Origin of the sequence: Mesorhizobium sp. M0306 (genome assembly GCF_040321655.1) — a bacterium.
In the GTDB taxonomy this organism is placed as follows: domain Bacteria; phylum Pseudomonadota; class Alphaproteobacteria; order Rhizobiales; family Rhizobiaceae; genus Mesorhizobium.
Genome location: NZ_JAMYRY010000010.1, coordinates 11768 through 25033 on the forward strand (window position 1 = coordinate 11768; position 13266 = coordinate 25033).

Sequence of the window (13266 nt, forward strand, 5' to 3'; positions counted from 1 at the left end):
AAATGTCATCATTACACTATGTGGCATCAGCTTGATCTTTTGACCAGACCAGCAGCCGCGACCAGGATAGCGGACGCGTGGATCCGTCGCTCCGATAAGGCCGGATCACACGGTGGCCTCTACATGCATCAACGTTTGTTGCCGTATGCTGGCCGCGGCATCTGTTCCATGAAAGTCCCGGTACCATTCGACAAAGCGTTGCACTCCGTCCTCAAGCCGTGTCGTCGGGACGAAGCCGACGGCCTTGCGAAGATCGCTGACGTCGGCGCGTGTCTCCAGAACGTCGCCAGGCGGCAACGGCACATCCACGCGAAGCGCCCGGCTGCCAAGGGCGGTCTCGATGATCGAAATCAGCCGGTTGATCTCCTCGGGCCGGTCGTTGCCGATATTGTAGACGCGATACGGCGCGGAACTTGTAGCAGGGTCGGCGGTGCAAGGGTCCCAATGCGGATCGGGCCGCGGCGGTGCAGCAAGTGCTCGAACCACGCCCTCAGCGATATCGTCGATATAGGTGAAGTCTCGCCACACGCGGCCGGCATTGGCTACTTCGATTGGGTTCCCCTCGATAATCGCACGCGTGAACATGTAGACCGCCATGTCGGGCCTGCCCCAGGGGCCATAAACGGTGAAGAAGCGCAGTCCGGTCACGGGCAAGCCGAACAAGTGACTGTATGAATGCGCCATGAATTCGTTTGAACGCTTGGTTGCGGCGTACAGACTGACAGGATGATCGGCGCCGTGATGCTCGGAAAACGGTATGGTTCGATTTGAGCCGTAGACGGAGCTCGAGGAGGCGTAGACGAGGTGACTAACACCGAAGTGCCGGCAGCCCTCAAGGACGTTGAGAAACGCCACTATGTTCGATTGCACATAGGCATGCGGGTCAACTAGTGAATGTCGCACGCCGGCCTGAGCCGCGAGATGCACAAAGTTTGAAGGTCGAACTTCTGAAAACAGCAACTGGACGCGCGCCGCATCCGCCAGATCAATTCGCATCGGAGTGAAGCCGGACTCGGCACAGAGGCGCGCAAAGCGCGCTTCCTTGAGTCGTGGATCGTAGTAGGGGGTGAAATTGTCGACGCCGATGACTTCGACACCCAGACGCAAAAGCCGCAAGGCGACGTGGAAACCAATGAAGCCTGCCGCGCCGGTGACGACGATCGGTCCGGTCCGTGCAAGTCTCTTCACCGCGCGGTCCGAACGCGATCGAGCGATTTCCACCTTCTCCGCTGCGGCAAGAACAGACTCGCTGCATAGATCGTTGTCCAACTTGTCGCCTTTCGAATCCGTTCGACAGTACCGACTTGCCGGTCCGGGATTGCGGCTTCCGATATTTACGCCGGCGCATCGAACCTGGTGGAGTGCGCAATGCGGTGCACGACCTGCCAAGTCATGACACTCCAACTTGCGCCAACCAAATCCCGGGCGGATGCCGACGTCCGGCGATTGTGTCCAAGTGACCGGCCCTTATGGCAGGACCGAAATACGTCCAAGAAGGGCCACCAGTTCCGCCTGGCGTTTTGTTTCGGTCTTGGCGAACAGCGAGGCAAGCTGGGAACGGATCGTGGTGCGGCTGAGACGCCAGCTGCGAGCGATCTCCAAAGGTGCGTCGCCCTGAGCCAAGCGCAAGGCGAGGTGCGTTTCTGCGCTCGTCAAGCCAAACATTCTTTGCAACGTGCGAGGATTTGGCCCAGATCTGTTGTCCCGATCCAGCAACGCCACAATGCTCGTTCCGTCGGGAGCGATAACGCCGTTCTCGTTCAGTATCACCGGCCGGTCGCCCCTGCTGCGGATCACGACCCAGGACAACGAGCCCGGCAGGAATTGGCCCGGAACATTCGCGATCAGCCGCCTCAGGGCGGCCGTAAGTCCGCTCGCCGTGTCGGCCGCTTCGCCCTGGCGCTCAAGCGTGGTTTGGGCGGCTGCGTTCCACTCGACTACTTTTCTTTCGCGATTCAGCACGAGATAGCCACAGCCAATGCGATCAAGCACGCCGGTTATGGATTCCAGACTGCGGCCTTTTGGTTCCCCGAGCCTTGCGTCCAATGGATCCGATGCACGATCGGGAAGGTGACCAGAAGAGGGTCGCGTATTCCGCGCCTCAAAATCATACTTGGTCCTCGTAGCAATGTACCGATTGCTCGAAGAAGCATCGACCTGTCTATCGATTCTATCGATCAGATTCATTTTCTACCCCTAACCCAAAAGTTTCACACGCCCGAAATAAGTAATCGGGATTCAGACAGTCTTCTATGTTTAGCTGGATTCTAGTCTTCTATGCGCTGACGGATGATATGTGCATCACCACCTTGAAAACTTAGTATGATCTGACAGTTCTAAGGCAGCTCTTAGGCCCCGCTGCATCCGATAAAATGCGCGCTATGATAGCGGTATGGCAATCCGGCAGTGGTACTAAGCTGTACGTTTTTTGCTCTAGTCTCGACGGGCTAGTCAGAAGGTTGTAGTCTGTGTCCATGAGCTCGCAGTCGCGCAGGTCGAATTCGAACCCGTCAGGCAGATTGCTAACTCATATTGCCTCTGCATCGGTATTAGCTGCCACACTGATATTTGAAATAAAATCGTCCGGCTATATTGGGCAAGGCGCCAGTTTTCTGGAATTTGTTCCGGCTATTATTATTATCGCCTATCTCGAAGATCGCGTACCTGCGCTCGCTGCGACCATTCTGATGGTGGCTGTCGGCCTGTGGGCACGAGGACACGATCAGATCTCAAATGGAGATTGGGCACGCGCAATCCTGCTTCTGGTTTCGGGCGGGGTGATTGCCATGACGTTCCATCGCCTTCGGCAGGACTTGCGTGAGTTGCTGGAAGTCGCCGAGGCCAGGCTCGCTGCCGTCGAAGCGACCGAAAGCCGCTATCGTTGGGCCTTCGAACGTGCTGCCATGGGATTCGCGAACACCAACGAGAAAGGCGAGTTGCTGCAGTCCAACAAACGCCTTTGTGAGATGACCGGGTACAAGGAGGAGGAGCTTGCCCAATTGCAGCTCGATACGCTCGCCCATCCGAACGACCGGCACACCTTGGCGCAATTGCTGGCGAGGCTGGGCAATGACATTTCTTCGTTCGTTTCGGAGGTGCGTCTGTCACGAAAGGACGGTACGGCATTCTGGGCTCGTCTAACGCTTTCTTCGTCCGTGCCCGAGGGGGTTCTTTCGGAGAGTATCTTCGTGGTGGTCGATGATATTTCGGACCGACGAGCTGCTCACGAAGCGCTTCGGGCTCAGAAGGAATGGCTCGACCTCGCCCTGTCTGCTGGACGCTTGGCCACGTGGCGGATCGACCTTAAAGACGGGACAGTCACGGGCTCCGACACGTTCTGGGACATTCTCGGCCTGGCCCACGCCAATCGCCGCCGTTTAGAGGAACTATCAGCTGTCGTTCATCCGGCGGACTGGCCAAAGCTGGCGGCATCGAGAAAGTCCGCACCATCGGTCACGGATTACGATGTTGAGATACGCGTCCGCCGACCGGACGGACATATCCGCTGGGTTGCCCTGCGCGGAAGGGAGGAAAGACATGACGATGGTGGACAGCGGCTTGGAGTGGCTGCCGACCTGAGCGAGAGACGACAAACCATGCTGCTGCGCGCCGCGGCAAAGAAGCGGGAGCGTATCATGCTGGAACAGCGTCATAGATTCGGCAATGTTTTCGCGGTGATCACGGCGCTCGTGAAGATGGTCGATGTTCCCGGAAACAACGTCGCCAAATACAAGGAAATGCTGATCGACCGGATACGCGCGCTCGAGGCAACCCATCTGCTCCTTTCACGCAACGGCAGCGTATCGGGGGCGATAAACGATCTCGTTGCGCAAGAGTTGCACCCTTATATGGGAACACGCGCCATATCGGTCAGCGGTCCTTCCGTGGCGATGTCGGGAGGCGCCGCCGAGAGTTTTGCAATGATCGTTCACGAGCTTGCCACCAATTCCATGAAATATGGAGCGCTTGGCGATCCAAAAGGCCGAATCGACGTAAGCTGGACGTTCGCACCTGAAGACACAGGCAGTGATATTGTGTTCGAGTGGGTGGAATCAGGGCGGCGGCGGACCTCAAGCGTAGTCCGTCATGGCTTCGGTTCCATGATAATCGGAGTGGATGGATCGCCGCTTGTCGGTCACTCTCCCAAGCTGGAGATATCGGACCAAGGGTTGCGGTATTCGCTGCGGCTGTCACGCAAGGAAATCGGTTCGTAGTGCAGTGCTCCAATCGGAAAGCAGATATCAAAAGGCGGGTCGCTGAGCGGCCTTTGAGATGCGCAGGATTCCTTCCAAGAATGTCGTTGGCCCAAAGCTGCGCCGCGGCATTGGGATATGCAGTAATATGCATGAGGAGTCTTGGGACGCCGTTTGCACGTCCAAAAGGACGCGCGGCGTTCTAGCTGGCATGTCTCGAAAGCCAAGTCTTCAGCATAACGGCAGCCTCGGTCCGATTGCGTACCCCCAACTCACGCAGAACCGCAGCAGCGTGGATTTTCGTGGTCGCCTCCGCGATTTCCAGATCGCGCGCAATTTCCTTGTTCGAATAGCCTTCCGCCATCAGCTTGAGCACTTCCTTTTGCCTCGAGGTCAGCCTGCCAAGGTTGACGCCAGCGGTACGCCTCTGTGGGCTTTTGTCGTCGGAATGGGTATGCGCGTGGGTTGTTTGCGTTGCACCCGAGCGTGACAGAAGTGCAGGAACATAGATGCGGCCGGAGAGGATTTCGTTGACGGCCAAAACAACCTCTTCGTCCGTCTGGGACTTTACGATGTAGCCGTGAAGCCCGATCGACAGAGCCGTGAGTATTTCCGAGCGCGAATCGTTTCCCGAAACGATCGCAAATCGCGTGTCCGGATAGGCAGACAGAATCCCGCCGAGCACTTCTTGATTGAACAGGCCCGGCATATTCAGGTCCAGGATCGCAAGGTCCACGAACGATTGCTCGGCCAGCAAACTGAGCACCGCGTCGAAACAAGACGCTTCAAATATCTCCACACCTGGAATGCCTGCGGTCAGTGCCAATCGCAAGCCGCGACGATACAAGCCGTGATCGTCGGCGATGACGATTCGATACATTGAACTACCCCAACGCCTATCTGAATGGATTGAACGGTGATGGCCTGAAAGTCGTGGCCATCCACTCGTCGATTCATCCAGCCGACGCTGCGGCACCCCGAACACCGCAAACGCCAGATTTCTAATATAATCTTAAATGACGGGAAACGCTCCTCTTTTTTTTGCCCCTTATGAGCGAAACCCGCCGAACGTCATCGAACATACGTTCTGACCTTTTGGACAGCTGACAGACCGGTCGGTCGTTCAGCACTGCTATAGGTCTAAAGACATAGAACAGCAAAACGGCTGAATTGTTACCATTCGAATGCACGACGACATCCACCCTGACGGCCACATACCATCCAGATGCAATGTCCGGATCAGGGGACAGTGGGGAAATCTCACCGGTCTTCTACGGGAAATCTCACCGGTTCTTCTGAGGGGACAAGAACGCGTTTCCCGGGTGCTGACCAGGGCAGGATAGCCGGCCCGTGACGACAGCGTTCAGGCCGAATGAACAAGGGAGGACCAGGATGAAAGCGGTTATTCAATGTGGAGGAATGGGAACACGCCTCCGCCCCTTCACTTCGGTCTTGCCGAAGCCGCTCATGCCGATCGGCGCACGGCCGGTTCTCGAGATGCTTCTGAAATGGTTGCGACGCAACGGTATTCAGGAAGTCTATATTACAACCGGGTATCTCGGCCACTTGATCCGCACCGTGTGTGGAGATGGCTCGCAGTGGAACCTGAAAATTCGATATACGCAGGAGATGGAGCCGCTTGGCACCATCGGGCCGCTGTCTTTGATCAGGGATGAACTGACGGAGCCATTCATCGTTCTCAATGGCGATGTCCTCACGGATCTTAGCCTCAGTCGATTTGTAGCAGCGCACCGTAAGCACACCGATCCAGTGACGATCGCAACAGCCTGTCGCCTGATCAAGATGGATTTCGGCGTCATCGACGAAGTCGACAATACCGTGCAGGTCTTTCGCGAAAAGCCGACGCTCTCGCATTTGGTCAGCATGGGAATTTACTGCATGAACCCGGACGTTCTGCAGTTTATCCCATCCGGCATACCCTTTGGGTTCGACGACCTGATGCTGCAGATGATGCAGAACGGCACGACCGTGCACGTGTACAAGCATGAGGGTCTCTGGCTCGATATCGGGCGCGTCGACGACTTTCAGAACGCACAGACCATTTCCTGGGAAGACCAGTCGGCGTCGATCGAGGTCACTGCGACGGCTGCATGACGAAATCACGAGCCCGGTCCCACAGTTATCAGTCTAGGAGGTTGTGATGCTCTTGGTCAGTGCCCCGATCTTGGGTGTGCCGGAGAAGACTGCTTTGACCAAGGTCATCGACAGCGGCTGGCTGACCATGGGGGAGCAGGTACGAGCCTTCGAACAAGCTTTTGCCGACGTGCATGGCGCGGAGGATTGCGTCGCGGTCAGCTCTTGTACCGCAGCACTTCATCTCATTTTGCACGCACTTGGTATCGGACCGGGCGACGAGGTGCTGGTGCCATCCTTGACTTTCGTGGCGACCGCGAATGCGGTCCTCTATGTCGGTGCGACGCCGGTCTTCGTCGACATCGAGTCAGCCGACGTGCCGCTGATGTCGATCGTGGAAGCCGAAGCGAAATGCACGACCCGCACCAAGGCAATCATTCTCGTCCATTTCGCCGGCTACCTCGCCGATCGGGAACAATGGCAGAGGTTCGCCCGTGCCCGGGGGCTGCATATCGTCGAGGACGCGGCGCATGCGCCGGGCTTGAAGGAGGTGGGGACATTTGGTGCCGCGGCCGCCTTCAGCTTCTACGGCAACAAGAACATGACCACGGCGGAAGGCGGGGCTGTGATCGCCAGGGATGCCGGTCTGCTCGAGACAATCCGCCAGGCGCGTGGACATGGGATGACCACCGGGACACGTCAAAGGCTGAACAGCCGCACCCCTCAGTATGATGTCACCATGCTCGGATTCAACTATCGCATGGATGAATTGCGGGCTGCGATCGGACTGGTCCAGCTGCAAAATTTGCAGGAGTGGAATGAGATCAGGCGTATCCTGGTCATGCTGTATCGCCGTCTCATAGCCAAGCATTGCCCGGCCGTGACCATCCCGTTCCACGAGCCGCGGACGTCGGCCTACCACATCATGCCTATCCTTTTGCCACGTTACGCCGACAGGCAAGACGTCATCGACGCACTGCGCGCGCAAGGGATACAAACCACTATCCACTACCCGCCGGTGCACCAGATGACGCTCTATCGTGAGCTTATTCCCGGTACTCATTTACCGCGCACTGAAGATTTCGCGCAGCGCGAGCTGACGGTACCGCTGCATCCGCAGGTCACAGCACCTTTGGTCGAAACGGTGGTTGTCGCTCTTGCCGCAGCGGTTAACAGTTGCGCCCAGACAGGAACAGCCGCATGAATGCCCTGGACCTAGCCATTCACCGGCCTAACGTCTCGAGCGCCGCCCATGGGTCTGTGAGACGAGCAATTGATCTCGTCGTTGCTGCGGCCGCGGCGATCGTCTTCGCTCCGCTGATGCTGCTGATTGCCGTGGCGCTGCTGCTGGAAGGTGGTCGGCCCATCTTCTTTACGCAGACCCGCGTCGGGGCCGGTGCTCGCCCATTCCGCATGTACAAGTTCCGCAAGTTCAGCGTGCAATGCGATCCCGGTGGCTTGGCGCTGACCATGGCCTATGACAGCCGCATGACGCCGGTAGGACGGTTCCTCGCCGCCACCAAGTTCGACGAGCTGCCGCAGCTTTGGAACGTCTTCAGAGGCGAGATGGCAATCGTCGGACCCCGCCCGGAGAGCCTTGTCTTCGCCGATTGTTTTCGCGGGAGCTTCGAGGGTATTTTACAATACAAGCCAGGCTTGCTGGGTCCAGCCCAGGTCCTCTTCCGGAATGAAGCGCATTTTTATCCGGGATCCGTGGACCCGCTACTGTTCTACCGCGAGGTTCTGTTTCCTGCGAAAGCCAGGCTCGACCTTTCCTATTATCCGCAGCGCACAATCGTCTCCGATGTCGTGTGGATGGTGCGCGGGCTGCTGGCGGTGCTTGGCGTCGTTTCGCCGCCGCCGATCGGAACTTGAGAGCAGGCGGGACATCCGCGCTCTCGTGGATTTGCAAAGTCAGTGCCTCACGTCATAGGGGGAACGCTTGGGTCATGGCATACAAGGGCAGGAAAGTTCTGGTTACGGGTGCCGATGGGTTCATCGGTTCGCATCTCACCGAAGCACTCGTCCGTAGCGGTGCGGACGTCACGGCGGTGGCTCTCTATAATTCGTTCGACAGCCACGGCTGGCTGGACGATTTACCGGACACCATACGAAGCCAGCTGAACCTCATCCGCGGCGATGTTCGCGACAGCGCGTTCCTTAATCGGATCGTGCGTGGCCAGGCGGTCGTGTTTCATCTCGCCGCACTGATCGCTATCCCGTATTCGTATGCGGCCGCCCAGTCCTATGTGGAAACCAACATCCTGGGCACGGTCAACGTCCTCGAAGCGGCGCGTCAATGGGAGACTGAGCGTGTGGTGCACACCTCGACAAGCGAGGTTTATGGCACCGCGCTGACAATGCCTATCAGCGAATCCCACCCGTTGCAGGGACAATCACCATATTCGGCATCCAAGATCGGTGCGGACATGATGGCGGAGTCCTACGCCCGATCGTTTGACATCCCCGTGGTTATCATGCGGCCCTTCAATACGTACGGCCCACGCCAAAGTGAGCGGGCCATCGTGCCGACCATCATACGTCAGGCTCTCGACAAAAAATGCCCGGCGATCATGGTGGGAGACACAAGCCCGATCCGCGATCTTACTTTCGTGGAAGACACTGCGGCGGCGTTTTTGACCGCAGGTTCGGCCGAGCTCGAATTTGGCCATGCCTACAATGCCGGAAGCCAGCGCGCTGTGACGATCTCGGACGTATTGGATCTGGTGATCGAGTTGAGTGGCTGCAAGAAACCGATTCACCGCGACGAGCGCCGCCTTCGGCCGCAGAATTCCGAGGTGCGTGCCTTGCTGGCCGATTCTTCGCTCCTCGAAAGCAAGACTGGATGGCGCGCCCAGACCAGCCTGCGCGAAGGCTTGGAGCGGACCATCGGATGGTGGCAAGGGCGCCTCAGCGAAGGCCGAGTGCGACACGAAATGGGCTACATGACATGACCTTTCGCCCGCGTGGGTTGGCTCCACTGTTGATTGCGGCTGCCTTGTCGTTGGATTTGTCCACGGCCGGCGGCCGGCAAGACAGCGCGCCTACACAGTTTGTCGCGCCAGTGATGATGGATCTGCCCGATTATCTCCAACCCGCGACGGATCCAGCCTTCGGGACAATTTTCATGCGCATTACCAAGCCTGGCGCTCTTGGCAATGGCGTCGTATGCGAGAAAAAATTTTGCAGCCACCGTTATTCCAGCTCCCAGGCGTGGAATTCAGACCAGAGTCTCCTCGTCATCACCAACGGCTGCAATGGCATGTGCTTTTTCGACGGGCAGACCTATGTCCCGCTTTTCCGTCGCGCTCGATCGGCTGAATGCGAATGGCATCCGCAAAATGCCGATCTGATGATTTGCGTTCAGGACCGGAAAATTTCGACCTGGGCGCCGCGGACCAATCGCGAAGACGTGCTGTTCGTGTCGCCGAATTACCATGATCTTCAGTTCGGGCCGTCCAAAGGCAATCCCAGCCGTAACGGCGATCGCATAGCAGTGCGCGCAATCCGTGGCGATGGTGCGATGGTTGCCTTTGCCTATGATCTCAAGCAGCGCCGGAAATTTCCGGACATCGATCTTGCCCAGCTTGCCGGAACCGTCAGCGCCTGCTCGATCTCCCCGCTCGGAGCGAACATCCTGTGCTTTCAGAACGTGAAGGAAGACACAGAACAGCGAGCTGTTTTCTCCGTCGACGGGACGTTGCGGCAGAGATGGACGGACCATCATCGGCCCGGCCATGGCGATATGACGGTCGATGAAGACGGCAGCGAAGTTTTCGTGGGCATCAGCAAATCCGACCCTGACAAATATCACGTCATCAAAAGGAGACTGGTCGACGGGAAGGTCACCTCGCTTATGAAGTTTGGCGAAGCCGAGCATGCGTCCGTGCGGGCACTGGACAGGAGCGGCTGGGTGTTCGTGAGCTATGGCGGCAATCCCGATGAGATCTCTGCCAATCCCGACTGGGCGCCATATGCGCGAGAGGTGATCGCGCTGCGCCTCGATGGCAGCGGTGAGGTTCGACGGGTCACGCAAACCCACAACGTCCCGTCCGACTATTGGAGCGAAACCCATGCCTCGCCGTCACCCGACGGCTCTCAGGTAATCTGGTCGAGCAACTGGGGTGTGCCTGGCGGGCCGGTCTACGAATTCATCACCCGTCTCGATTGGCCGGAAGAGCCGCGGTCGAACCAGAAGGAGATTGCCGCCAATGGTCCTCGTTAATCGAATCCTTCTTGTCGTGCTCGGTATGCTGGCTACCGTGGAAACGGCCGCTGCAGCGGAAGCGCGGGTTGCTTATCGACTTTCCGCGGGCGATACCGTCGAGATAGGAATTGCCTCCATCTCTGAGCGAACGCAACGTGCGGTGGTCCAGATGGACGGCACGATCGCGCTTCCCGAAGTCGGGATGGTTTCGGTGGGCGGCCTGACTCCGGCCGAATTGCAGACACGCATGCAGACGATCTTGCCAACCAAGATATTCCACCAGCGGCTGCCTGACGGGCGGGAGCAAATGATCGTCATCAAGCCGACAGACGTGACCGCCGTGGTTGCAGAGTACAGGCCGATCTATGTGACCGGCGACGTGCTCACTCCCGGACAGCAGGCCTACCGCCCGCTGATGACCGTGCGGCAGGCGATCGCCGTGTCAGGTGGTTTCAGCCTTTTGCGGTCCCGGGCAAACCAGGTTGGCCCCGATCCGGTGGATCTGCGGCGCGATTATGAGTCGCTTTGGGGGGAATACACGAGAGACTATTTTCACAGCGCTCGTATCCGCGCCGAACTTCAGGGTAAGTCGACTTTCGACATGCAGCCACCACAAGGGTCGCCTTTGCCGGCAAGTTTTGCGTCGGCGATCGCGCAGGCCGAAGCAGAAGGTCTGAAGCTCTCGTTGGACAATTTCCAGAAAGAGCAGAGCTTTCTCGATAAAAGTGGCAAGGATGCTGCTGCACAAACCGAGACCTTGCTCGAGCGCGAGCAGGCCGAAGCGGATGGGGTGAAGGCGGACGAAGACGAGCTGGCGCGCGTAAGAAAAGCGTTTGAGTCGGGAAATCTAACCAATACCCGGCTCGCCGATGTCCGGCGCGCTTTGGTGCTCTCTTCCAGCCGGGCACTCGAAACCTCGGTTGAACTAATGAGAGCACGACGTCAGCAGGACGATTTTGCCAGACAGCACGAACGCAATGACAACCAAAGAAGGATCGGTCTGCTGACCGAGCTGAAGGATACCAATGTGCGTCTTGCCGACGTCAGCGCAAGGCTTCGCGCCGCGAGCCAGAAGTTGCAGCCTACGGGAGCTGCCGCCCTGCCGTTGCCGGTTGCCGGCGAAAGGATCCAGGCCGAGGTCACGATCATTCGCAAAGTCGACGAAGAATGGCGGAAACAGCCGGCCCAAGAAGACACCGAGGTCATGCCGGGAGACACGATCGAGGTCAGGTTCAGCAGCGCTCTCGAAAACGCGGCGACCCGATAGCGATCGGCCGGGCTCCGATCCAATTGGCCGCCGCACTGCCGGTTGAGTTTGGCAACCCCTTTACTGCCTGAAGGCTCTGGAAAACTGATCGGTAAGAGGCTTCATCAAGTAGGACCAGACACTGCGCTCGTCGGTTCTTATGTGGACTTCGGCGGGCATGCCGGGTTTGAGTACTTTGTCTCCTGTCAGGCAGGTCGCTTCATTCTCGACGTCGATGCGCGCCGAAAAATAGGAAAGCTGGCGTTGCTGATCCTTGATCAGATCTGCTGAGACGCGGTTGACTGAGCCTTCGCAAGCAGGTGTGGTGCCGGCGTCGAACGCCGGAAAGCGGATCGACACCTGCTGTCCGGGATGAATCTCATCGATACGCGACGGAGGAATCGAAGCGTCGACGACAAGGTTGTCGGAATCGGGCACAATCATCATGAGCACCTCTCCAGCGCCAATCACGCCGCCGACGGTGTGGACCGAGGATTCTTGTACCGTGCCCGATTGCGGGGCACGAATGTCTGTCCTGCCGAGTTCGTCTTCGGCCACCACCTTGCGCTCGCTGAGCTCGGTCTGCTTGGCTTCCGTTTCGCGAAGTTCGTTGGTCACGTCGCTCCGCATTTGTTCGTCGAGCTGAAGCACCTGCAGGTCCGTTTCACTGATGTGAGCTTGTACCTCCGCTATCGCTGCGACAAGGCGTCCCGATTCGCCGCGAGTCCGGGTCTTCTCCAGGCTGACATTGCTCAACCTCTCCTTGGACACCAACTTCTTTGCGTAGAGAGATTCAACATCTGCAAGGTTCTTGGTCAGCAGATCCAGAGACTCGTCCGTCGCAGACTGCTGCGATTTGAGGCCATCGATCTGACGTTCCAGCTGCTTCGCGCGGCTTTGCAATTGTGCCTTCTGGCCAGCCAGCGCCGCAGCACGACTTTCAAACAAGGCACGCTCGCCACTGACAAGTGCCGCCACTTGCGGGTCACCCATTTGAGCCCGAAGGTCGGGCGGGATCTGCATTTCCGGCAGACCCTGGCGCTCGGCCTCCAGTCGGGCCAGACGAATGGTGGCGCGATTGAGATCCTCGGTGATTATCTGCAGGTTTGCTCGGGTCAAGGTGTTGTCCAGCCTGACCAACACGTCGCCGGCCTTCACATGATCGCCGTCCTGCGCGAAGATTCCGCCGATGGTGCCGCCGGTTTGATGCTGGACTTTTTTTATGTTGCTTTCGACGACCACAGTCGCAGGCGCAATCACCGCGCCGGCAATCTTGGTCAATCCCAACCAGAGCCCTCCGCCAAAGATCAACAGCAAGCTGGTTGCCAGGCCCAAGAGCAGATTGGCCCGGATTCCATCCGGATCTGGCTTCGTCTCCAACGAACGGCTCTCGCCACCGGCGGCGACGTATGACGACACGGTAACAGTAGAGCGATACTTCACATATGCCCGGCTGCACCTTTGTGCGGCGGAACGACAATTCGCTGCCAGGCTCCGGACCAGATTACCCCAGGGTAGATTGGCTC

At 58.2% G+C, this 13266-nt stretch carries 11 protein-coding genes; 7 read left to right on the forward strand and 4 right to left on the reverse strand.

Annotation, left to right across the window (positions count from 1 at the left end; translation table 11 throughout):
- Nucleotides 1–105 precede the first annotated feature (105 nt).
- Both NKI95_RS16255 and NKI95_RS16260 read right to left on the reverse strand, forming a co-directional pair.
- Nucleotides 106–1188 carry an NAD-dependent epimerase gene (locus NKI95_RS16255; RefSeq protein WP_352718271.1) on the reverse strand — a complete coding sequence of 361 codons (1083 nt, stop codon included), beginning with the start codon at nt 1186–1188 and terminating at the stop codon, nt 106–108.
- Nucleotides 1189–1467: 279 nt separating this feature from the next.
- Nucleotides 1468–2187: a helix-turn-helix transcriptional regulator gene (locus NKI95_RS16260; RefSeq protein WP_502909169.1), complete on the reverse strand. Its 720-nt coding sequence runs from the start codon at nt 2185–2187 to the stop codon at nt 1468–1470.
- A 287-nt stretch (nt 2188–2474) separates the two neighbouring features.
- On the opposite strand from NKI95_RS16260, the gene NKI95_RS16265 reads away from it, so the two are divergent.
- Nucleotides 2475–4214 carry a sensor histidine kinase gene (locus NKI95_RS16265; protein ID WP_352467093.1) on the forward strand — a complete coding sequence of 580 codons (1740 nt, stop codon included), beginning with the start codon at nt 2475–2477 and terminating at the stop codon, nt 4212–4214.
- A 181-nt stretch (nt 4215–4395) separates the two neighbouring features.
- Here NKI95_RS16265 and NKI95_RS16270 read toward each other — a convergent pair whose 3' ends face one another.
- Nucleotides 4396–5073: a LuxR C-terminal-related transcriptional regulator gene (locus NKI95_RS16270; protein WP_352467094.1), complete on the reverse strand. Its 678-nt coding sequence runs from the start codon at nt 5071–5073 to the stop codon at nt 4396–4398.
- A gap of 512 nt (nt 5074–5585) precedes the next feature.
- On the opposite strand from NKI95_RS16270, the gene NKI95_RS16275 reads away from it, so the two are divergent.
- The 6 genes from NKI95_RS16275 (at nt 5586) to NKI95_RS16300 (ending at nt 11761) form a co-directional block, all read left to right on the forward strand.
- Entirely contained in the window at nt 5586–6308 is a 723-nt protein-coding gene (locus tag NKI95_RS16275; protein WP_023675619.1) for a nucleotidyltransferase family protein, read from the forward strand.
- Nucleotides 6309–6354: 46 nt separating this feature from the next.
- Entirely contained in the window at nt 6355–7491 is a 1137-nt protein-coding gene (locus tag NKI95_RS16280) for a DegT/DnrJ/EryC1/StrS family aminotransferase (protein WP_352467095.1), read from the forward strand.
- A complete protein-coding gene (locus NKI95_RS16285; RefSeq protein WP_352467096.1) occupies nt 7488–8162 on the forward strand; it encodes a sugar transferase in 675 nt (224 codons plus the stop codon). The genes NKI95_RS16280 and NKI95_RS16285 overlap by 4 nt, the downstream gene beginning before the upstream one ends.
- A 74-nt stretch (nt 8163–8236) precedes the next feature.
- Nucleotides 8237–9241, forward strand: coding sequence for an SDR family NAD(P)-dependent oxidoreductase (locus NKI95_RS16290; RefSeq protein WP_352718011.1), 1005 nt, complete (start codon nt 8237–8239; stop codon nt 9239–9241).
- Entirely contained in the window at nt 9238–10512 is a 1275-nt protein-coding gene (locus NKI95_RS16295; protein WP_352718012.1) for a hypothetical protein, read from the forward strand. The genes NKI95_RS16290 and NKI95_RS16295 overlap by 4 nt, the downstream gene beginning before the upstream one ends.
- Entirely contained in the window at nt 10499–11761 is a 1263-nt protein-coding gene (locus tag NKI95_RS16300; protein ID WP_352718013.1) for a polysaccharide biosynthesis/export family protein, read from the forward strand. The genes NKI95_RS16295 and NKI95_RS16300 overlap by 14 nt, the downstream gene beginning before the upstream one ends.
- A 60-nt stretch (nt 11762–11821) precedes the next feature.
- Here NKI95_RS16300 and NKI95_RS16305 read toward each other — a convergent pair whose 3' ends face one another.
- On the reverse strand, nt 11822–13120 hold the full coding sequence (locus tag NKI95_RS16305) for an HlyD family type I secretion periplasmic adaptor subunit (RefSeq protein ID WP_352718014.1): 1299 nt from the start codon (nt 13118–13120) through the stop codon (nt 11822–11824).
- Nucleotides 13121–13266: the final 146 nt, after the last annotated feature.

Coding starts and splice junctions, on each gene's coding strand:
- NKI95_RS16275 (WP_023675619.1), top strand. CDS start 5,586: ATGAAAGCGGTTATTCAATGTGGAGGAATGGGAACACGCCTCCGCCCC.
- NKI95_RS16265 (WP_352467093.1), top strand. CDS start 2,475: ATGAGCTCGCAGTCGCGCAGGTCGAATTCGAACCCGTCAGGCAGATTG.
- NKI95_RS16260 (WP_502909169.1), bottom strand. CDS start 2,187: ATGAATCTGATCGATAGAATCGATAGACAGGTCGATGCTTCTTCGAGC.
- NKI95_RS16280 (WP_352467095.1), top strand. CDS start 6,355: ATGCTCTTGGTCAGTGCCCCGATCTTGGGTGTGCCGGAGAAGACTGCT.
- NKI95_RS16290 (WP_352718011.1), top strand. CDS start 8,237: ATGGCATACAAGGGCAGGAAAGTTCTGGTTACGGGTGCCGATGGGTTC.
- NKI95_RS16295 (WP_352718012.1), top strand. CDS start 9,238: ATGACCTTTCGCCCGCGTGGGTTGGCTCCACTGTTGATTGCGGCTGCC.
- NKI95_RS16300 (WP_352718013.1), top strand. CDS start 10,499: ATGGTCCTCGTTAATCGAATCCTTCTTGTCGTGCTCGGTATGCTGGCT.
- NKI95_RS16270 (WP_352467094.1), bottom strand. CDS start 5,073: ATGTATCGAATCGTCATCGCCGACGATCACGGCTTGTATCGTCGCGGC.
- NKI95_RS16285 (WP_352467096.1), top strand. CDS start 7,488: ATGAATGCCCTGGACCTAGCCATTCACCGGCCTAACGTCTCGAGCGCC.